We start from the raw sequence: 23314 nt of genomic DNA on the forward strand, positions 1-23314 counted from the left end.
TTCTTTCGGGGCATGCAGCTATCTTCGTCCATCGGGAGGACGTGGGCTGACGCTGGATAACACCAAACTTCCGGCTCCGGATGCGCCTTATTATACGACGGATGCTTTTGCTGATTATGCTATCCAGTTTGTGGATGAACAAAAGGATGACCGCCCTTTCTTTCTCTATTTGGCTTTCAATGCTCCTCATTGGCCGCTACATGCGAAAGAGAAAGATATACAGAAATTTACAAAGATATATCGTAAGAAAGGTTGGGATGAAATTCGGGAAGCACGGCGTAAACGGATGGCAAAGATGGGGATTATTGATTCAAATACAGACTTTGCCGAATGGGAAAACCGGAAATGGGACGAACTGACAGAACAGGAAAAGGACCAAGTCGCTTATCGGATGGCTGTATATGCAGCTCAGGTGCATTGTGTAGATTACAATATCGGCAAACTGATTGATTGCTTAAAGAAGAATCATAAAATGGACAATACTCTTATTTTGTTCATGTCCGACAATGGTGCTTGTGCCGAACCTTATGAAGAGCTGGGAGGAGGAAAGGTGGAGGAAGTGAATAATCCGGCTTCGAGTTTTGCGCCGACTTATGGCAGGGCGTGGGCGCAGGTTTCTAATACTCCTTTCCGAAAATATAAATGCCGTGCTTATGAAGGTGGCATTTCTACTCCTCTTATTCTGTCGTGGAAAGGAGCATTAGGGAATAAGAAAGGTAAGTGGTGTCGTGTTCCCGGATATTTGCCGGACATCATGCCGACTATTTTAGAAGCAACCGGAGCTAAATATCCGGAGACTTATCATGGAGGAAATAAAATTTATCCGTTGGTCGGCAGCAGTCTTTTTCCTGCTGTCCATAAGAAAACGGACTCCTTGCATGAATATATGTATTGGGAGCATCAGAACAACAGAGCGATCCGCTGGAGAGATTGGAAGGCTATCCGTGATGAAAAAGGCAAGGAATGGGAACTGTATGATGTCGTAAAAGATCGGACAGAACGCTTTAATGTGGCAGAACAGCATCCGGAAGTATTGACAAGATTGGTTACGGAATGGGAGCGTTGGGCGCATGCAAACTTTGTTTTACCGAAACATCCGAAAAAATAAAAGAAGGACAGATAATGAATAAACTGATCTTGGGGGCGTCTATGGTAGTAAGTGCAACTACATTGTCGTTTGCACAGCAGGTAGAACGCCCTAATATCGTTATTGTACTTGCTGACGATTTGGGATGGGGAGATGTCGGATTTCATGGCAGCGAGATAAAAACTCCTTGTCTGAACGCTTTGGCAGCAGAAGGAGTTGTACTGGATCGGTTCTATACAGCTCCTATCAGTACGCCCACTCGTGCCGGACTTATGACAGGGCGTTATCCCAATAGATTTGGCATACGTACAACCGTTATTCCGCCTTGGCGTGAAGACGGATTGGATGAAAATGAAGAAACTCTGGCCGATATGTTGGCACGTAACGGATATAGTAACAGAGCCATTATCGGCAAATGGCATTTGGGACATACCCGGAAGGTACATTACCCGATAAATAGAGGCTTTTCCCACTTTTACGGGCATCTGAATGGTGCAATTGATTATTTCGATCATATGCGTGAAGGAGAATTGGATTGGCACAATGACTGGGAGACTTGTTATGATAAAGGATATTCTACTGAATTGATTACCCAAGAAGCTGTCAGATGCATCAATACTTATGAGAAAGAAGGTCCGTTCTTGTTGTATGTAGCTTATAATGCCCCTCATACACCGTTGCAAGCGCAGGAAAAAGATATAGAACTTTATTGTGATGACTTTGGTAGTCTGACACCGAAAGAGCAGAAGAGAGTAACGTATCAGGCAATGGTGTCCTGTATGGATAGAGGAATTGGTACGATTGTGGATGCTTTGAAGAAAAAAGGGATAATGGATAATACATTTTTGATCTTTTTTAGTGATAATGGTCCCGCCGGTGTACCGGGATCGTCATCCGGCAAACTACGGGGCAGGAAGTTTGACGAATGGGACGGAGGTGTGCGTGTGCCGGCTGTCTTTTATTGGAAAAGGGCGGAAAGTAACTATAAGAATCTGAGTTCTCAAGTGACTGGATTTGTAGATATCGTTCCGACATTGAAAGAGTTAGTAGGAGATAAGAATCGTCCGGAACGTGCGTATGACGGAATCAGTATACTTCCGTTGTTAATAGGTAGTACCAGTTGTATTGACCGTAATTTCTATTTGGGATGTGGAGCTGTTGTGAACAAAGACTATAAATTGATCAGAAAAGGGCGTAAGCCGGGATTGAATTTGCCACAAGACTTTCTGGTAGACTATCAAACAGACCCTTACGAGAAAAAGAATGCTTCTAATGGAAATGAACAGATTGTGAGATCTTTGTATCAGGTTGCTCTGAAATATGATACCATTACTCCTTGTTTACCCGAGATTCCTTATGGTAAAGGACGTGAGGGGTTTAAAGCACCTGTGGAGTGGAAAGTAACACGCTGAATGAATCGGGCCGAGGCATTCCGAAATGCAGGGTATGTGTTATTAATTCGAGAGACTACTCAATTATAAGACAGCCTCTTTATTATATTTACATATCTTTCAATCCCAGAACTTGTGTCTCAATATCATATTTAGACATTTCTTTTTGTTTTAAATGTTCCACTTTCTCCATGAAAACAGTATGGCTATAGTTGTTCTCAGGAACTCGTTTAACTTCAGCAATAAGAGCTTTCTTACCACTGGATTTAAGAGCAACAATATCTATTTCATAAGAATTTATTCGTTGTTTGCCAATAGAACTTTTTGTTTCCCACCAAGAGCCTATTTCCTTGAAACCTCCGGTTTCTGCCAGTTTCTGTTTGAAGTATTTCTCTAACACCCTACCTGAATAGGTCGGATAATCAGCTTTTGCTAATTGTCTCAAATCATCAAAATTCTGTAATTCAATATAAGAGCGATTCTGCTCAATATATTTAAACCAGAAATTCAAGAAATTATCACCAATAACATATCGTACATTTTTCTTAGTTCCGGGTTTTGCAAAAATAGGACGTTCCCGGGTTATTAAATTGTATACATTCTCCAGTTTGCTTAAATAACCTCCGATAGCTGTACCGCCCAATGCCGATTCTATCTCGCCTTGCGTATAGTGCCCGTTGGCGATTTCTGACAAAATGGAAAAATAGGTACCATAGTTTTTCCCAAACTCAGTTATCAATAAATTACGTCCTTCATCTATAAACAAGGAGTTTTCCGAAAAGACAAAGTCATACATCTTATCTATAGTAAGCGCTTGGTTATCACAAAACAACTCTACATATTTAGGGATTCCTCCTGTCAACGTGTATAAAGCTAATAAGTCATCATTGCTATATCCGGAAGCAAGATCCTCCATTATTTGTTTCAGGACACCGATCTTAAAAGCACGCAGACATAAAATATTGTCAGCACGCCCAAATAGGGGTTCATTATGATCAGTGAATATTTTCTGCATTAAGGAGTACACAGAACCACTGATGACCAAATTTATTTTAGTTTCTTGTTTATACTCATCCCAAAGATTCTGCATATCACTAAAGACGTCAGGTCGGATATTATAAAACTCTTGAAATTCATCTATGACAATATTAAAAGCACGTGTTTTACCAACTTCAAAAAGATATTGCATCAAATTGGTAAAAGTAGGTATTCCTTCAGGAACGAATATGGATAGAGTTTCACGTACTATCTTTACAAAATCAGTAACTAATATGCTTTCAGCTTTTCTTCCAATGAATAAATAAACTGTAGGCGTTCCTTTCAAAGCCTCCTTTATGAGACTGGTTTTACCAATGCGTCTACGTCCTGTGACCACAATCATTCTGGAATTTTGAGTAAATGCAAGCTCTTGCACACGCTTCAATTCCGCAACTTCTTTTTCTCTATTATAGAATTTCATAATGATGATTTGTTTTCTCAACGGCCATTGACTCAACCGCTGTTGCGAAAATACAAAATAAATTGAGAACAATCAATTTTAGCATGCAAATTATGAATGTTTCATCCTATATTATAATTCTTTAAGTAATGCAGATTAAGTTTCTAATTCCGTTATAACATATCTTTCTATATGTCCAAACATTTTTATAACATGGGGGTATATGAATCGGATTAGAGGAGATAATGCAAATTTGTTGACATAGTACTATTGATAAATAGCATAAAGATTGAGTTAGAACAACACAAATACAATACGTTACCGAATTAAACCGTTGATAATATGCCGTTTACAACCTTGCTATACGGTTTGGACAGGACCCGGAGAACCAATTATGCACTGATGACTTCGCCGGTCATTGGGCTCATAATGCGAACCTTTCGGTAAAAGCGATCATGGGGGTAGCCGGATATAGCGAAATGGCGCACATGCTTGGCTTATATGATGTTGCAGAGAAATATGCAGGTATAGCCAAGAAAATGGCGGTGAAATGGGAAGAAATGGCAAATGAAGGTGATCACTATCGTCTTGCTTTCGACCGTGAGAATACCTGGAGCCAGAAATATAATATTATTTGGGATAAAATGTGGAATTTGAATTTATTCCCGAATAATGTAATCGACAAAGAAATTAACTATTATTTAATGAAACAGAATCCTTATGGATTACCATTAGACTCTCGCAAAGAGTATACTAAGTCTGACTGGATTATGTGGACAGCTGCTATGTCTCCAGATTTAGAAACTTTCAAGAAATTCATTGATCCACTCTATAAATATATCAATGAAACGACTTCACGGGTACCTATTAGTGATTGGCATCATACAGATAGTGGTGAATGGGTTGGGTTTAAAGCGCGTTCGGTTATTGGAGGATACTGGATGCAAGTGTTAATGGACAAAACTCGATGAAATGTTTAATTAACTATACATTTATTATTAACTAGAATGAAAAACATGAAATGTAAAATGAAAAAAGTATTGAAGGAATGGCGGTGGATATTGCTGGCATTATTCACGATTTGCATTTGTAGTTGTAAGGACGATGACAATGTAGAGACTGGAGCCTTTGATCCATCAAAACCTGTAGCAATTTCTGATTTTACTCCGAAAGAAGGAGGAGCCTATCAGAAACTATTGATTTATGGTGAAAATTTCGGAACAGATGCTTCGAAGGTAAAAGTGAAGATTGGTGGCAAAGATGCTATTGTTATTAATGTAAAAAGTACTTATGTTTACTGTTTTGTTCCTTCAGGAGCTTTTAGTGGTGAAATTGAAATCACTGTAGGAGAAGGAGAGAATGCAGTAACAACGACTGCGAGTACTACTTTTAGCTATGAGAAAAAGATGGTGGTAGGTACGCTTTGTGGCTATCGCAATAATCGTGATGATCAAGGTTGGAGAGACGGACCATTTGATGGACCGGAAGGTGTCAAATGCTGTGGCTTTAGCGATAACGGACGATTAGCTTTTGATCCGTTGAATAAGGATCATTTGTATATTTGTTACGATGGACATAAAGCTATACAGTTGATCGATTTAAAAAATCGTATGCTTTCTTCTCCTTTGAATATCAATACTATACCTACTAATCGTATACGAAGCATTGCTTTCAATAAGAAGATAGAAGGATATGCTGATGAGGCGGAATATATGATTGTAGCTATTGATTATGATGGTAAGGGAGATGAAAGTCCTAGTGTATATATTATTAGACGTAATGCGGATGGTACATTCGATGATAGATCTGATATACAATTGATAGCTGCTTACAAACAATGTAATGGAGCTACTATTCATCCAATCAACGGAGAATTATATTTTAATAGTTATGAAAAGGGACAAGTATTTCGTTTAGACTTGGTTGATTACTTTAAAACTATTAAGAATGGTGGAAGTTGGGATCCTATAGTAAAGAACAATCCTAATACTTTTAAGCAGTTATTCACTATTGCTGACCCAAGTTGGGAATTTCAGATTTTCATTCATCCTACTGGAAAGTATGCTTATTTTGGTGTGATTAACAATCATTATTTCATGCGTTCCGACTATGACGAGATAAAAAAGGAATTTATCACACCGTATAATTTTGTCGGGGGATATAAACAGACAGGTTATAGGGATGATGTAGGAACTGAGGCCCGTATGCACAATCCGTGTCAAGGAGTATTTGTGAAAAATCCGGATTACACTGGTGAAGAAGAGTATGATTTCTATTTTGTAGATCGATTAAACTTCTGTGTGCGTAAAGTAACTCCAGAAGGTATCGTATCGACTTATGCGGGACGAGGAGCGTCAACTTCCTTAGCTGACGGAAACCAATGGGGAACTGATGATGGTGACCTACGAGAAGTGGCTCGTTTCCGTGATGTAAGTGGACTTGTTTACGATGATGCGAAAGATATTTTTTATGTACATGATCAGGTGGGACATACTATTCGCACTATTTCAATGGAGCAAGAAGAGAATGTAGCCGGTGACGAGAATATGCCGGAAGATGAATCAACAGTGGAATCTAACGAATAAACACATTTATCAGATTATGAAAAAATATTTAGCCATTTTTTTGTTGATGCTAGTTGTCCCATTGACGATTTCAGCACAACAAACAATTACCGTGACTGGTACGGTTACCGACACACAAGATGAGCCGATGATTGGTGTTAATATCACTGTAAAGGATGTAGCAGGTTTGGGAACCATTACAGATATCAATGGTAATTTTTCTATAAAGATGGAACCTTATCATCGACTAGTCTTCTCATACATCGGATATGATGATGTGGAAGTACTTGTAAAAGAACAGCATACAGTTAATGTAAAGATGAAAGAATCAGAGGCCAGTGTACTGGATGAGGTTGTGGTAACTGGTATGGGGGCACAGAAAAAACTGACAGTGACGGGAGCTGTAACCAATGTGAATGTGGGAGATTTAAAACGTTTCCCTACTTCCAATATGTCTAACGCCTTGGCCGGTAATGTTCCGGGTATTATTGCCCGACAAACTTCTGGACAACCGGGAAAAAGTACTTCTGAGTTTTGGATACGTGGTATTTCTACTTTTGGAGCCAGTTCAAGTGCTTACATTCTGGTGGATGGCTTTGAACGTAGCAGTTTGGATGAACTTAATATCGAGGACATCGAATCATTCACAGTATTGAAAGATGCGTCAGCTACTGCTATTTATGGTTCTAAAGGTGCAAATGGTGTAGTATTGATTACAACAAAACGTGGTAAAGCTGGAAAAATCAATATAGATGCCAAGGTAGAAACTTCTTATAATACGCGTACCATCACTCCGGAATTTGTAGACGGTCTTTCTTACGCCAGTCTGATGAACGAAGCATTAGTGACTCGAAATTTAGGAATGGCCTATCAACCGGAAGAATTAGAGTTATTTCGTACACAAATGGATCCGGATTTCTATCCGAATGTGGACTGGATGGATTTGATCCTAAAAAACGGAGCATGGAGTTATCGCGCTAACTTGAACATGAATGGTGGTGGTAACACTGCTCGTTATTTTGTTTCTGCAAGCTATACGGAAGATCAAGGTATGTATAACACAGACCAAACGTTACGTGATGATTACGATACAAATGCCAACTATAAAAAGTGGAATTATCGTATGAATGTTGATATAGATATCACCAAATCGACTTTATTGAAACTAGGTATAGCAGGTTCATTAGCCAAACGTAATAGTCCAGGACTGGCTGATAACGAGATGTTATGGGGTATGCTTTTCGGATACAATCCTATTGCAACGCCTGTATACTATTCCAATGGATACGCGCCTATTTCCCACCGGGATAACGTAAACAAACTTAATCCCTGGGTTGCATCTACGCAAACTGGATACAATGAAGATTGGCAGAATAATGTACAAACTAATGTTACATTAGAACAAAATTTTGATTTCATTACCAAGGGATTGAAGTTCGTAGGGCGTTTTGGTTACGATACAGACAACAGTAACTGGATTAATCGTCATCGTCAACCAGATTTGTATAAAGCGAACGGACGTAGACAAGAAACGGGAGAGATTATTTATGAGAAAATGTTTTCCGCATATGACATGACACAATCAAGTGGTAGCTCTGGCAAACGTCGTGAATTCCTTGATTTACTGTTAAGCTGGGAACGTGCTTTCGGAAATCATCATGGAGGAGTTACTTTCCGTTACACACAAGATAGTGAGAAGCGGACAGTAGACATTGGTACGGATATCAAGAATGGAGTATCAAAACGTAATCAAGGGTTAGCTGGACGATTTACTTATAACTGGAACTATCGTTACTTTGTTGATTTTAATTTTGGTTATACCGGATCGGAAAATTTTGCACCAGGAAATCAATTCGGTTTCTTCCCGGCTTTTTCTCTTGCATGGAACGTTGCCGAAGAGTCATTTGTTAAGAATAACCTGAAATGGATGAATATGTTTAAAATACGTTACTCTCATGGTAAGGTAGGTAATGATAATATTGGAGATAATAACCGTTTTCCATACTTATATACTATAGCCACTACAGGATATAATAGCGAAGGAAAGCCTAATTATGTATATAACTGGGGATTTGGTGATTATGGAAAATCATTCATAGGAACTCATTACACTCAGATGGCTTCTAATGGTATTACCTGGGAAGTTGCGACCAAGGATGACTTGGGTATTGATCTTTCTTTATTTAATGACAAATTTACAGCGACGGTTGACTATTTCCACGAAAAACGTACAGGTATCTTTTTGACACGCGAGTTCTTGCCTGAAATTGCAGGTCTCGAGAGTAAACCAAAAGCGAATGTAGGTGAAGTGAAATCTCAAGGTTTTGATGGCAATTTTGCTCTTAAGCAGAAACTGGGTGAGGTGGATATGACTATTCGTGGGAATATAACTTATAGTAAGAATGAAGTGCTCGAAAAGGATGAAGAGAATCAAGTCTATTCCTATTTATATCAAAAAGGGTATCGTGTAGATCAAGTTAAAGGATTGATAGCTGAAGGATTGTTTGCTGATTACGATGATATTCGTACCAGCCCGAAACAAGAGTTCGGTACAGTGCAGCCTGGAGATATCAAATATAAAGATGTAAATGGTGATGGTGTTGTAAACGATAATGATAAAGTTGCTATTGGTGCTACTACCACTCCAAACTTAGTATATGGTATAGGGGCATCTTTCGCATGGAAAGGAATTGATATAAATGTTCATTTCCAAGGTGCCGGTAAATCCACTTTCCCTATTTATGGTAAGTGTGTATATGCATTCAGCGAAAGTGACTGGGGAAATATCTTTAAAGATATGATAAGTGATCGTTGGGTAGATTCAGAGACTGCTGCCAAACTGGGATTGCATGCTAATGAGAACCCCAATGCAACATATCCGCGTTTAACTTATGGGGAAAATAAAAACAACCAACAAACCTCTACTTATTGGATGCGTGATGGTCGATATATTCGTTTGAAGAATCTGGATATCGGTTATACTTTGCCAAAAAGCATAGTCAATAAACTGCATTTCAATAATATTCGTATCTATATTGCAGGATCAAACCTGATTACATGGTCTAAGTTCAAAACATGGGACCCGGAAACTGGCAATCCGCGGGGTGAAGCCTATCCGCTAACAAAATCGGTTACTATGGGTTTATCTGTTAACTTATAAAAATACTAAGAGATTATGATAAAGAAGATTTATATGTTATTATTAACCGTATTAGGGATGGGAGTAATTTCTTCTTGCTCTGATTACCTGAATTCGGAGAAATATTTTAAGGATCGTCTGACACTGGAGAAAACTTTCGAAAGCAAGGATCATGTGGAAGAATGGTTAGCTTATGCTTTTTCATTTATAAAAAATGAAAACTATGAGGTGACGACTAAAGGGCCAAGTGAGAATTCGTTTTGTTTTTCAGATGATATGTATTATGGTGACCGCGATAAGACAATCGATGCAACAAAGAATGAATTGTCATATAATATGTTCAAGTTAGGAGAATATGATGAGAATACTTATAATGTTGGGGCATGGGGGGCATGTTATAAAGGAATTTTCCAAGCATCAGTATTTATCCATAATGTTGACCGGTGTCAAGAGATGGCTAATTGGGAAATACTAGATTATAAGGGGCAGGCTCGTTTTGTTCGTGCTTACTATTACTGGTTGCTCTTACGTCGTTATGGTCCAGTGCCTATTATGCCGGACGAAGGAGTGGATTATACTCAAAGTTATGATCAAATAGCTACTCCACGTAGCTCATACGAAGAAGTGGCACAATATATCAGTGACGAAATGGTACAGGCTACTAAAGAGTTACAATATGACCGTCGTACTGATAATTATGCTATAGGCCGACCTACTCGTGGAGCTGCATTGGCAGTTCGTGCTTATGCACTGATTTTTGCAGCTAGTCCGTTTGCTAATGGAAATAATGATGAATATGCGCAGCAATTGGTAGATGACGAAGGGCGTCGTTTGCTTTCTTCCGAATATAGTGAAGAAAAATGGGCAAAAGCTGCTGCCGCTTGCCGTGATGTCATCGATTTAGATGTTTATGAGTTGAATATTGTAAATAAATCAACATCTGATAATGGACCTTCTGAACGTCCGACTGTTACTCCACCGGCTGATGGCGAGTTTTCCAATTACCCCTGGCCAAAAGGATGGACAAATATTGACCCGCTCAGATCATATCGTACTATCTTTGATGGTACTATATTACCTGCAAACAATAAAGAACTGATATTTACACGTGGTGCAACAAATATAGATATGTTGGTACTTCATCAGATGCCCAAGGATGATGGCGGCTGGAACTGTCATGGTATGACACAGAAAATGCTGGATGCATATTATATGAATAATGGTAGTAATGAGCCAGGTATGAACTCTATGTATCAAGGAGTAGCTAATTATCAAGGTATTGTAGATACTCGTGAACGTAGAACCGGATTTACTGATTTGCAAGACTTGAAGGATAATAAATATCCGGAATTAGGTTGGAAATATGATCCGAAGAAAGGAGATAACGATCAGGCTAAAACTGGGATGAATGTTTCTTTGCAATATGTAGAACGCGAACCACGATTCTATGCTTCTGTTGCTTATAATGGCTGTACCTGGTATTATTTGAGCCAGACTGAAAGCAAACCTGCCGATGTAAATCAACAGGTTTGGTACTACTTTGGAAGTTCCGATGGTTATCGTAATGACGGTTTCTACTTGCGTACAGGTATAGGAATTAAAAAGTTTGTTCATCCAAACGACTATCCTGGCAATTATGTTGCGAAAGCTGAAACAGCAATTCGCTATGCGGATATTCTACTGCTTTATGCAGAAGCATTGAATGAGTTGACTGGAACATACAATATACCTTCTTGGAATGAGGCGACAACCTACACTATTAGCCGTGATAAAGAACAAATGGAAAGAGGTATTCATCCGGTACGTATTCGTGCTGGGTTACCTGACTATCCAGACGAATTTTATCTGCAGAGTGGGGTTGATGATATGCGTAAAGCATTAAAACGTGAACGTATGATAGAGTTGATGGGCGAAGGAAAACGTTACTTTGATATTCGCCGTTGGAAAGATGCACCAGTAGAAGAATCTCTGCAAATATACGGTTGTAATGTCTTTGTTGGTGAAGCTAAGAGAGACGAATTCCATTCGGCAATTCCTGTTTACAATCTCCCGTCTACTTTCTCGGAAAAGCTATGGTTATGGCCTATCAAACATAGTGAGTTGAAACGTAATTCACGTTTAACACAGAACCCAGGATGGACAATGTATGATTAATTCTAAACATAAAGACTTATATATGAAGAAAATATATACTTTGGCAGCTTTGGCTGCAATGACAATGTTGGGAACTTCCTGCAATTCGGAATGGGAAGATGAACAATATGAGCACTACATTTCTTTCAGTTCACAACTGGATAGTAAGGGAGTGACGAATATATATGTACCTTATAGCCGCCATGATGCAGAAGGAAATTATGCAGAAGGAGGAGAAGGGAGGTCCAATTATCAGTTACCGATACTTGTCAGTGGTTCTACTGATAATCCAAGTAATGTCACTGTACACGTAGCACATGATGCTGATACATTGAATATTTTGAATTACGCTCGTTACGCTACACGTACAGAACTATATTATGAGGATATGGGAGCAGAAGGATTGGCATACGCTTCATATCCAGAATCTCTACAGATAAAAGCAGGAGAAAATAAAGGTTTGCTGGATCTTAAATTTGATTTTCGCAACATTGATATGTCAGAAAAATGGGTACTTCCATTGCAGATTGTAGACGATGCGGCTTACAACTACGTAGCTCATCCACGTAAAGATTATGCTAAGGCAATATTGAGAATCTTCCCATTTAATGATTACTCTGGCGATTATTCTGGTACAGGGATAACCAACAAGGTGGTGACGGGATATGATGGAAATGGTAAACCGATAGAAACAGCAGAATCTATCACAAAATCGTCAATAAGAGGGTATGTGATAGATGAACAGACTATTTTTACGTATGCAGGAATAGTAGATGAGGATTATACAGACCGTAGAAAGTATAAAATCAAATTTGCTTTTAATGGCGAGACAAATGGTTCGGTTACTATTTCCTGTGATAATGCAGAAGAGATTGGATTTGAATTAAACGAGGACGTGACTCCTTCATTTCGTATTTCTTCATCAATGGATGACGCGAAGCCTTATCTGGAACACCGTTATGTAATAATTAATAATGTTGATTATTATTTCAATTATATACCAGTGGAAGGTACCATCATTCGCTATCATGTAAAAGGCACATTGACATTATCACGTGATATCAATACTCAGATTCCGGACGAAGATCAAGCTATTGAATGGTAGTTCCTGTTAATCGCTAATCTAACGAATCAAGAAGAGGGTGAAGTTCAAAAGCCATTGAATTCATCCTCTTCTCTTATTTTGAAAAGTTATTTTAGGACTGATTGTGTGCCGTTTTTTGTCAAATATCCTGAAGCGTACTATTTCGTTTCTGCAACTGTAGAATACGTCACGCTCCCTAGCTTCCCGTCATTACTCAGTGTCTCAGCTTGAATAATCAACGGTGTGGAATACTGATTATTGTAACATTCGATCACTGCTTTTCCATTTTCATCCGTCTGTACAGACGGATTCCAGTAAAGAGTTCGTCTTTTATCTGCTTTATCCATGTATAATTCTTTGTCCGGATAAGCTGGCGAATAATATTCTAATGCCGGTGTATATCCCTGCATAACAGTCTGTCGGGTACCAAGAGCTGCAGTCTCGTGTTTATTCAGAACATCATGTCTGGGCAATGGAATGAGGTAGAAAATGCTATATTTGTCCAGTTCTGATACATCTACATCATTGGAATTAGACATTTTGGTATTCTGGATAATTTCATCATCTACTCCTCCTGTGCCTTTACTGATGATAATAGAAGCCAAACCATCTATTTCAGTCAGCATCATGTTTACTTCTGTCGACGATAGAATTTTGTTATCCATAATATAACAGATCGGTTTCTGACGATAGGTACAACTGTTATCTTTACGGTCCCAGTAAAAGAGTGGATTTAATTTTTCCATTACTTCCGGGATAGTGGTGACAACTTTGCCATTATCGCGAAGCTGATCGACAGCCTGGCGTATATCATAGTAGGCATCAATACTTTGCTCATTAATTTTAGTCGCCATATTCGTACTTTGACGGCGCCGCTTACTTTTGATTTCAACTTCGTCCAAAAGATAAAGTCCGTCCACCCGGCGGATGGAATCCATATATAAAGAGTCGAATTTTTCAGCTTCCTGTTGCCAGTGGGCTATGTTGCTCCACTCCGGGTGCAACTCTTTGTAACCGTATGCACGCGTAGCAGGCGAGAAATGCCGGTCGATGAGAATAGAAGCGTCCTTATTTCGTTCTTTTCCCACTTTGCGAGTCTGGATGACAGCTTCCATTGATCCCTCGAAATCTTCCAGCGGAATGCTGAAATGTCCGTTCTCATCCGTAACGGTCTGACCGGTAATAATCTCTGCATCTCTCTTCACCATTACGCTGAGAGCTATATCCTTCAGCTTGTTTTTGAGAATCGTAGATTTGACTTGTCCATAAAGTATCAGTTGGCTTTCTGGCAACTGGAGTGGGGTGAATGGGCTGATACCGATCTGTTGTGTCATATCATATTTACGCCATCCGTGTACCATTAACAGTATATCCAGTTCCTTCTGTTTCCGGAGAGAACTCTCTGTGAAGTAGTAGCCGGGTTGATGAATGTAGCCTTTCAAGTCCGATGTAAGCAGGAGGTCGGTGAAGATATTGTTATCATATTCCATATAATCAGAGCGGACGGCATCACGGATACTGACTGATAATTTGCCGGGCATCGGTTCTCCTATGGCGTTGTTCAACTGCAGTTCGCAGCGGATGGGAGCATAAGGAGCGTAAATCTCTTTTAAACCTTTGGGCGAGATTTGCAAAGGAGCCCGTGGAGAAGCAAAGACAAAGCGGTCGCATAAAGTATTTCCGGCACGATTGAGCAGACTGATTTGTAAGACTCCTGCCGGTAATTTGCGCGACAATACAGTAAATTGCTGAGGCTCATTTGCCTGACAGTGGATGAGCTGATAGGCATGGGGACGTCCCTGATGGCTTATAAAAACAGCTAATGTATCCTGCGGGGTCGCTACATTACATGATACCGTCACAGAAATAGCCCCTGCATTGTTGTCTACTTTCAGAACATACCCGTTTGGCAATGCTTTAGGGAGGTTAAATTCGTACTTCTTTCCTTGAAAGTTTACTTTAGCAATTGCCGGCAGAGCAGAAGGCGTATATTCAAAAGCTCCCATTCCATCGTGTAAAGTTTCAAAAGAGGTGATTTCTTGCCCCTCTTTGGTATAAAGTGTTCCTGATAATTGAAGGTTTCCTTCATTTTTGCTTTCTGCTTTGAAAGCAACCTGCGAAGTTACCCCTTCGACTAACTGTCCTCCTTCCGGAAAGAAACGCAGGCTCAACTTCTCTCTTGTTTCTTCCGGCCTTTTCTCCATCGAAGGACTCAATTCGTATGTGCTGATGCTACGCTCCAACTGATCGCTATGAGAAAGCTGATAGATAGGGAGAGTACGTGAAAAGTACTGCGGATCACTGAATGCAAGCATCCAGCGGGTGTAAGCACGTACTTCGTAATAACCGGATAGCATTGACTGGGGGAGTATAAACTGCCCGCTTCCTTCTCCTTGTGATAGTTTAATGATCTGTTTATCAGTAACGTGCCCTGCCTGATCCACCAGTTCCACATACAAAGGACGGCTGATTGAGCTGAAAACTTGTTTTTCGGCAAGAGTGACATATGCTTTAAACCATATCGTGTCGCCCACATAATAACTTGTATTGTCAAAATGCAGATATGCTTTTTCACGCGGATAGTTATCGGCAAAAGTTTGAGCTTGATTCATGTACTGTTCGAATATCACTTTAGCGGGTGGATTTTCTCCACGTGCAGAGATTGCTAAAAGTCCGCATACTGAGAGTAAAAATAATAACGGTTTGTTTTTCATATGAGTGCTGTCTATTTTTAGTTGTCTATTTTATTGTATGATTTTTATGTTCAGCACTTTCTCCGTGCTATTTTAGTATCATGTGAACTACTACAAAGATAGCGGTTTCGATGAATAAAGAAGGAAAAAAAACGTTCAATCTAAGAAAGAAACTGTTCATTACTCTATAAATACTAATCGGATTGCTGTTTCATGTTGATAATTCTTTTTATCAAAATTCGTTTGTACTGAATGAGAAAGGCTGCCTTATTTTTATTGTTGAATAGATTTTATCATTTTTTGAATAGAAAATGTTCGTGTTTTCATTGTTTTTTGTCGTTCTTTGTGTATCACATTAAACAAAATCTAATCAATGATAATAAATAGAATTATGAGAACACTTATTATTTTGCTTTTATGTACGAACACGAGTTTTGCGATAGCTCAGATTTCTCCCAAAGCAGTTGAGAAGAATAATCAATCAGTGAAAACTGCGGGTTTCTTTAATGATTCCGATTCTTTAAATAAGGCAATTCATCTTTCAGATGAGGCGATAGCTTTGGAGCCTTCATACAAACTGGCATATGCAAATAAGGTTAAATACTTAATGGCGTTGGGGCAGAAGGAGAAAGCACTGCAAACCATATTGCAAATGGAGAAATTCTCTCCGGATGATCCTTACTATATTTTAGGTAAAGGAATGATGCTGGAAGAGAATGCTAAAAAGAGTCTGGCTATGGATGCTTACAAACAAGCTGCCTCTCTTTTCGAAAAACGCTTGAAGGAGAAACCAACTGAAGCAGACCTGATGAATTATGTATTCGTACTCTTTTTGAGGGATAACAAAAATTATTCTTTGGATGAAATCGAAAAGGAGTATCCCCAAATCTTCAGTCCAGCAATAAGACAACACACGAAAAAGTTGATAGATGAACTTGGCAATAAAAGAGAGGATGTAATTCATGAGATGCTAGGTGGTAAATGAAAACATAGGGATTGCGGGTGGTTTACTTCATTCCTATTTTGTTGATGGAGCTATTCTGAATGATTCTTGCACGCTGTTTGTTCCGGATGGTGTTTCTCCGTTAGAATATCGTCAGTCTGATGCTTATCAACAAGCATCTAAGAATCAGCAGGAGTATGGTGGCTCTCTTAACCTTGTTGCCGATTCACTACAATATGCGTATATGAAAGCTCAGGTTGAGTCTATAATTTTGCCGTTTAAGAAACGGTTGGATGGTTTCACATATTGGCAAAGAGAATTGGAACCGGCCATTCATCCGGCCTTGAAAGCGTATGTCAAAGCGGAAAATGCGACAGGAGGAGTTTCTTCGGTTATGATATTTGAGGAAATAGCTAGGAACACGGATCATTTTTGCAGTGATTTTAAAACAGATCGTGATGTGCGAATGTTCCTGACGCTTTATTTCTGGAAATATTTGTGTTATTTTGCAAATATAGATTTTTATACCGGTCAGGATAAAACTGAAGAGATTCTGAAGGGGGAGGCTGATTAGTTTGGAAATCTGATTCTTATATTTCAATTTACTTTTATTGTTCTGTGTACATCATCTCAAACAAAATCCTAATTGTCATGAAAATAAAGTTTCTTTTCATTATCTGTTTCTCTATACTTTGGATCGGAAGTATGTCATGTGGTAGCTCTAAATCCAAAATAGAAGATGCTATTTTGTGGAAGATTTCGGGTAATGGTTTGGAGACGCCTTCTTATTTGTTGGGTACAAATCACACCATAAAATTGGGCTTTTTAGATTCTGTCCCACAATTTTGGGATATCTATCATTCGGTGGAATGCTTGATTGTTGAAATCGATATAACTGATAAAAAAGTGATGGACAATATAAAAACGTCAAAAGAAGATGATTATGAGACATATTTAATGCCTGTGGATACTACATACCAGATGCTATATTCTTCATCTGATTATCATTATGTTGATTCGGTACTAAAAGAAAAAGGCTGGACTTTATATCAGAAATTCATGCCGGAGTTTATAGCTTGTCGTTTATTGGATAGTGAAATTTTGGTGTCGGAAGATGGATGTATGGATATAGAGTTAACGCTGAAAGCCCGGAAAGATCAAAAAGAAATCGTAGGGTTGGATGATATGGAGCTATTAAAAAAATATGAAGAAAGTAATGCCATTGTCGGTTTGAAAGAGCAGGCGGAAACTTTGCTTGAAGCTGTCACCTATGTTGACGAGGTGCGTGAGAAAAGAATATGGATGGATTCTTTGTATTGTCAGCAGAAAATGAGTACTTTAACGGATGAATATATTGCGTCTATATTTTCTAAGTTAGGTTCACAAGAGCTGGAAATAGAGGAATCGGTTGACGATACGCTTTTTATAGAAAGAAATAAAGATTGGCTGAAGAAGATTCCTGCGTATATTGGTCAAAAGTCCTCACTAATTGCGGTTGGATTTAAACATCTTATTGGCGATGCAGACAAATATGGATTAATTCATCGTTTAAGGGCTTTGGGATATACGGTTACTCCCGTCAAGGATTAAATATAGGATCAGGCTTGATGTTTATTGCGTATTATATTAGTTTAAAACAAGAACCATTAATGTTATGAAATTGAGAATTGTACATTTGTTATTATTGCAGTCCGTAATGCTTCTTCTTTCCTGTTCCAATCAGAGCCGGAAGAATATGGATACATCGGCAGAACCAGCTGACGTACAGGCGAATGTGTCGGACAGTAGTAGAATTGAACAAGAAGCCATCGGCATGATTGAAGACTTTTATGAGGCTTATGCTGCCAGTTTCATGTCCACCGGTAAAGAAGCTCTCGCACTTGGGGATTCAATTAAGCAAAAGTTTCTGACCAAAGAGCTGATAGAGAAAGTTGATAGGCTGATAGAGGCGACAGATGCCGATCCGATCATTCGTGCGCAAGATTTAGGTGAAAATGACATGAAAACATTGTCGGTGAAACATCTGAATGATAATTGGTATGAGGTTAACTATACTTCGGCTAAAGGCAGCCAGTATGAACGTGCCGTGAGTATCCCGGTCAGAGTGGTTAACGTTGACGGACAATATCTGATTGATGATATAACTCCGGAAAACTGATCGTATCATTAAATGATATGAAAAAAGACAAACAGCATCTTTTACGCTAGGCAAAAGGGCTGTTTGTCTATATTCAACGAGGAAAAGAGTATTCGTTTTATTTCTGTTCTTTGACTTTTTCCATCAGTAGCTTCATGTAGTAGCCACCTACTACGGAACGTGCCTTGAAATTCATCATCTTTCCTGTATTCGTATCATGCCAGTCGCTGATAGGCACACGGGAAGTTGTTTCGTTCGCATAAGTATAGATCGGGTCGATGAACTTTTGGAACGTAGCATCGTCTGGAGACATACAGGCACTCCATAGTACCCAGTCGGATTTGGTATATTGTGCGCGGGAGTCCAATAGCAAACCATATTTATTTTGCTTGGTCAGATAGAAAGGAATTTCCGTATCAAATACTTTCTGCGGGAAAATGTTCATGTTAAACACTTTGTCCCATATCAGATTGTATTTCTGACTCCACGTTCCCGGTTTGTCAAATGCCAGTTTGTAGTGATCGCCGTCAAATGCCATCTTCTCCCATTCTATCGCCAGTCTTTTGGCGGTTTCGATGTATTTGTTCGCGGTCGTTTCTTTGCCCAGCATACGTGCCATTTCTCCGTATCCGGCGATTGCCATGATCGCTTTGGCGGAAAGATTGGCATTGTGTGCCAGATGTCCGGCAAAGTCATCTGTACAAAGTTGGTTTTCAGGGTCCAGACCGTTCTCAATCAGATAGTTTGCCCATGTTGATAATGTTTCCCAGTATTTGGAAGCATAGTTGGCATTGCCTTCCATCATAGAGATGGCTGTAGTTACCAGAATCATGTTTCCGGCTTCTTCGATAGGCATATCTTCACCATAAAGTTGCCCGTTGGCTATTGGATAAGTTCCTAAGTCATGAGCGGGGTAAGGCTTGTTCCAGCGTCCGCTTTCGCTGTAGTAGAAGATAGAGTTGAGCATTCCCTTCATCAGTTCCGTATTGTAAATAAGGTATAGTGGAGCGGATGGATAAGTTAGGTCTACTGTGTTGATGCAGCCGTTACTATGGTTCTCTTTGGATAAGAAAAGCAGGTTGCCTTCCTTGTCGGTAAGGAGTTTATGGGCGGTAATGGAGTGGCGGTAAGTCAGTGCGAGTAATTCGGCATATTTCCTGCCTCCGGCTTTTTCTGCATCAGCCATCAGTTGTTGGTCGAAGGCACGGCAACGTTTCATCAATGAGGGATAAGAAGCCTGCGCACGTTCGAAAGCATCAAAGATGCTGACTTGACCGTTGTGTTTCCAGTATGCCATGCGGCGTTCGTAGAAATATTCGATCGAGTAGATATCGTCGTAGCCTAACATCACATATCCGCTTTTCCCTTGATTGTCTACCTTGCCTAAGTTTTCGGTATAAGCCATAGCGGGCATGTCGCTTTCGCTGCGGGTAATGAAATCCTGGGAGTTGGGTAATAGTTTGCCATTGGTGATGAAGGCTTGCTTCATGTCATAGTAGTTACCTATGCTTAAGTCCTTGTTGGGTGCGCTGTTGCTTCCCAGATAAGCATATCCCCAGTCGATGCGTACACCGTCTCCTTTACGTTTTACGTAAGGCTGGTCGATGGTACCTGCCTTGAGGTAATCCATTCCGTTTTTGCTGACCTTTTCTGAGATGGTTGGTTGTGACGGTTCGTGTACGGCAAGTTGCGGGGTTGTTTCGATATACACTTGCACATCATGTTGTTTCTTGTCGAGTGAACGTACCCGATAGGAGATGTAGTTGATGGGAGTCGAGATAAGATCAAGATCTTCCATCAGCAGAGGTGCTGTGAATACGAGGTCCAGTTCTACCGGACCGCAGGTGAATGTATAGTAGGTCTGTGTCGGTAATACATCGACAGACTTCTGGATAGCAGCTTCCTTGAAGTTGCTGAGCTGTTTGTTTTCACGGAACAGGCCGAAATCAACGTATGCTCCGCCGGTTGTGTTGTGACAGTGTGCTGCAATAATGTTTGTTCCTTTACGGAGCTTGGCTTTAGCTGATGCGGATAGTTCGATGGTAACATCGTCATTCCATGAATAGTCGGTTGCCACCAGTTTTTCTCCGTTCAGATAGAGTTCGAATACATCGTCGTGTGAATAACGTAAGTAGATAATGTCGTTTGTCAGGTCTTGATCGAGGTTGAAACTACGGCGTACCCAGATGTCTTCGGTGTTCCACTCTGTACCGATGCGTTTCATGTCTTTGGTGCCGAAAGCGGCTTTGCCCTTGGTCCATCCGGAATCATCGAACTGGGGCTGTATCCAGTTGGCTGCCGGTTGGCTCATGGTGAACTTTGCTTCCCAACGTTCGGTGTTTGTCATCGGAAGGATTGTTTCGAGATTTAGCTTGTCCTTGCCCATGAAACGATATACTTTCCCGTCTACCCGAAGCGCACCCAGTAAAGGATGGGTGGCGGCTGTCCAGTGTTCGGTGTTCCCTTCGTTCAGTTCGTTGTAGGGAGACCAGATAGCGAGATAAGTATCGGAAGTGATCAGAGGTACGGACGGCGCGCGCAAAGCGATATCCTGACTCGTTTTAAACAGGTCAGTTGCCTGCACATTGCATGCGAGGCAAACTGACATGATTGTAGAGAATAGTTTATTCATTAATATGAAACTTTTATTTATTTAGCGAGTTACAAATTTTCTGGTTGATGGCTTTGATTTTAGGCTCGTCTACTTTGATCACTTTCCGGTCGTAAGTAACCAGACCGTTCACTTCTTCTTCCACATCTGTGATTTGTGTGTATACGGCAGCCGAGAAGCCTTTCTCGATCAGTTCCAATAAATGGTCTGCGTATTTTATGTATTCATTAGTTACTTCTTCCGGTGTGTTGAACTTCACGTAGCCCCAGTTCTTGTCTGCCAGCCACAGATGTCCTTTCAGTGCCATACCTATACCGCCATATTCGCCCAGTACGGTAGCGCGTATCGGATCGTAGAGATAGAGGTTCGGTCCGGGATAGTTATGAAGGTCGAGAATATCACCGCAAGTGTAGTGGTTACCTCCACTGGCAGGGTTTACCAGACGGCTGGGGTCGTATTCTTTCGTCCATTTAGTGATTTCAGGAGTCTTGAATTGTCCCCATGCTTCGTTGAAAGGTACCCATACGCCGATGCTCGGATAAGAATACAGGTAGTCGATAATTTCTTTCCATTCTTTGCGATAGTTAGCTTCTGATGCTGCGGAACGGATGGCGTCTGCGCCGTCATAGTACTTGTGCATTTGCCATTCGGCAGGACCGCGGCCACCGTTCGGCATATCTTGCCATACGATCAGTCCGAGTTGGTCGCAATAAGTATACCAACGTGCCGGTTCTACTTTTACGTGTTTGCGCACCATGTTGTAGCCGAAGTCTTTGATCTTCTTCAAGTCATATACCAATGCTTCGTCTGTTGGCGCTGTGTATAAACCGTCCGGCCACCATCCCTGGTCGAGCGGACCAAACTGGAAATAGTCTTTGTTGTTGAGTTGCAGGCGTGTAATGCCATTCTTGTCTTTATGAGTTGAGAATTTGCGGAGAGCGGTGTAACTCTTCACTTGGTCTATAGCTTTACCGTCTTTATAAAGAGTGACTTCCATATCATAAAGTGAAGGAGATTCGGGTGTCCATAATTTAACGTCTTCCGGCATTGTTAATTCTACCGGTACGCCATTGAGCGCTGCTCCTTTGGCTACGAGATTTTTGCCGTCGAATACTTTCACTTCCACTTTGTCCGGAGAACATACGTTGGTAGCTACTTCCACTTTGACAGTCTTCTTGTCGATATCCGGAGTCGTTTTCAGATGGGCGATATGCTGGGCAGCTACCGGTTCCAGCCATACAGTCTGCCAGATACCTGTGACTGGTGTATACCAGATTCCTTCCGGTCTTTCTACTTGCTTTCCTCTCGGCTGTTCGCCACGGTCAGAGGGGTCCCACACTTTCACAACCAACTGGTTATTGCCTTTATTCAATGCGGAAGTGATATCAAAGTAGAATGGAGTGAAGCCTCCTGTATGTTGTCCTACTTTTACGTCGTTTACCCATACATCGGCTTTCCAGTCCACAGCTCCGAAGTGCAGTAGTATTTGTTTGCCTTTCCAGGCTGACGGTACATCAAAAGTACGTTGATACCATAATTCTTGGTGCTCGTTAACGGTTTTACCTACTCCTGACAGGGAAGATTCGACTGCAAAAGGTACTAAAATCTCTCCTTGGTAATTGTTTGGTGCCGGTTCTCCTTTTTTAGTAATCGCATAATTCCAGCTACCATTCAGATTCTTCCAATCCTGGCGTTCCATAATGGGGCGTGGGTATTCCGGTAATACGTTTTTAGGATTCAACTGCTCACCCCACGGAGTCTTTATCTTATCACCGGCGGGCTTCCATTGAGCGAATGTCGGGCTACAAAGAGCCAATGCGAATAGCACTGCTAGAAAATTCTTTTTCATGGTAATTATCTTTATATGTATTAAATAGAAGAATTAATATTCATAAAAGGAATATTGCAAAGAAAAGCCAATCAGAGAAGAATGAAGGAAATTTGCTGTTCAATAAATGAAAAATGCTCGTCATTTTATAGTGAATGACAGTTTTTTATGCGATAATGGTTATTTTTTGTCCTTAATTGAATAATAAGTAGCTTATATTACCGGAGATAATTATGACTTTTGGAGGGAGAACAATCGTATGTTTC

At 40.3% G+C, this 23314-nt stretch carries 14 protein-coding genes and 1 pseudogene; 11 read left to right on the plus strand and 4 right to left on the minus strand.

What is annotated here, in order from left to right:
* Together ACHLI0_RS15405 and ACHLI0_RS15410 are read left to right on the plus strand one after the other, a co-directional pair.
* Positions 1-1108: sulfatase-like hydrolase/transferase (locus ACHLI0_RS15405; RefSeq protein ID WP_490749599.1), on the plus strand; the 1108-nt coding region annotated here is incomplete at its 5' end.
* A 41-nt stretch (positions 1109-1149) separates the two neighbouring features.
* Complete coding sequence (locus ACHLI0_RS15410) at positions 1150-2499, plus strand: arylsulfatase B (RefSeq protein ID WP_050547434.1); 1350 nt, start codon at positions 1150-1152, stop codon at positions 2497-2499.
* A gap of 88 nt (positions 2500-2587) precedes the next feature.
* Here the strand turns inward: ACHLI0_RS15410 and ACHLI0_RS15415 are convergent, their stop codons facing one another.
* Positions 2588-3937: an ATP-binding protein gene (locus ACHLI0_RS15415; RefSeq protein WP_008767666.1), complete on the minus strand. Its 1350-nt coding sequence runs from the start codon at positions 3935-3937 to the stop codon at positions 2588-2590.
* A gap of 347 nt (positions 3938-4284) precedes the next feature.
* Here ACHLI0_RS15415 and ACHLI0_RS15420 point away from each other — a divergent pair.
* From ACHLI0_RS15420 to ACHLI0_RS15440, 5 genes and pseudogenes are all read left to right on the plus strand, one after another.
* Positions 4285-4887: pseudogene (locus ACHLI0_RS15420) on the plus strand (DUF1793 domain-containing protein); the annotation flags it as partial.
* Positions 4888-4944: 57 nt separating this feature from the next.
* Positions 4945-6501, plus strand: coding sequence for an IPT/TIG domain-containing protein (locus ACHLI0_RS15425; protein WP_055220889.1), 1557 nt, complete (start codon positions 4945-4947; stop codon positions 6499-6501).
* Positions 6502-6517: 16 nt separating this feature from the next.
* Positions 6518-9640, plus strand: a complete 3123-nt coding sequence (locus ACHLI0_RS15430; RefSeq protein ID WP_234119053.1) for a SusC/RagA family TonB-linked outer membrane protein — start codon at positions 6518-6520, stop codon at positions 9638-9640.
* 15 nt (positions 9641-9655) lie between these two features.
* Positions 9656-11773, plus strand: coding sequence for a RagB/SusD family nutrient uptake outer membrane protein (locus ACHLI0_RS15435; protein WP_490749600.1), 2118 nt, complete (start codon positions 9656-9658; stop codon positions 11771-11773).
* Between the two features lie 22 nt (positions 11774-11795).
* Positions 11796-12857: a DUF4973 domain-containing protein gene (locus ACHLI0_RS15440; protein WP_117578046.1), complete on the plus strand. Its 1062-nt coding sequence runs from the start codon at positions 11796-11798 to the stop codon at positions 12855-12857.
* A gap of 137 nt (positions 12858-12994) precedes the next feature.
* Here ACHLI0_RS15440 and ACHLI0_RS15445 read toward each other — a convergent pair whose 3' ends face one another.
* Positions 12995-15550, minus strand: coding sequence for a hypothetical protein (locus tag ACHLI0_RS15445; protein ID WP_490749601.1), 2556 nt, complete (start codon positions 15548-15550; stop codon positions 12995-12997).
* 370 nt (positions 15551-15920) lie between these two features.
* Between ACHLI0_RS15445 and ACHLI0_RS15450 the strand changes: the two genes are divergently transcribed.
* From ACHLI0_RS15450 to ACHLI0_RS15465, 4 genes are all read left to right on the plus strand, one after another.
* The gene (locus tag ACHLI0_RS15450) at positions 15921-16514 is read left to right on the plus strand and encodes a tetratricopeptide repeat protein (RefSeq protein ID WP_217719539.1); all 594 of its coding nucleotides are present in this window, start codon (positions 15921-15923) and stop codon (positions 16512-16514) included.
* Complete coding sequence (locus ACHLI0_RS15455) at positions 16504-17046, plus strand: hypothetical protein (protein ID WP_490749602.1); 543 nt, start codon at positions 16504-16506, stop codon at positions 17044-17046. Before ACHLI0_RS15450 ends, ACHLI0_RS15455 begins: the two co-directional genes overlap by 11 nt.
* A gap of 77 nt (positions 17047-17123) precedes the next feature.
* Positions 17124-18062 (plus strand): TraB/GumN family protein, encoded by a 939-nt coding sequence (locus tag ACHLI0_RS15460; RefSeq protein WP_490749603.1) that lies wholly within the window; start codon positions 17124-17126, stop codon positions 18060-18062.
* 64 nt (positions 18063-18126) lie between these two features.
* Positions 18127-18630 (plus strand): DUF3828 domain-containing protein, encoded by a 504-nt coding sequence (locus tag ACHLI0_RS15465; RefSeq protein WP_008762475.1) that lies wholly within the window; start codon positions 18127-18129, stop codon positions 18628-18630.
* A 97-nt stretch (positions 18631-18727) separates the two neighbouring features.
* Here the strand turns inward: ACHLI0_RS15465 and ACHLI0_RS15470 are convergent, their stop codons facing one another.
* Together ACHLI0_RS15470 and ACHLI0_RS15475 are read right to left on the minus strand one after the other, a co-directional pair.
* The gene (locus ACHLI0_RS15470; RefSeq protein ID WP_061473632.1) at positions 18728-21241 is read right to left on the minus strand and encodes a glutaminase domain-containing protein; all 2514 of its coding nucleotides are present in this window, start codon (positions 21239-21241) and stop codon (positions 18728-18730) included.
* 13 nt (positions 21242-21254) lie between these two features.
* A complete protein-coding gene (locus ACHLI0_RS15475; RefSeq protein WP_055220793.1) occupies positions 21255-23069 on the minus strand; it encodes a glycoside hydrolase family 2 protein in 1815 nt (604 codons plus the stop codon).
* Between the last annotated feature and the right edge of the window lie 245 nt (positions 23070-23314).

The organism is Bacteroides sp. RCH18, assembly GCF_058231005.1.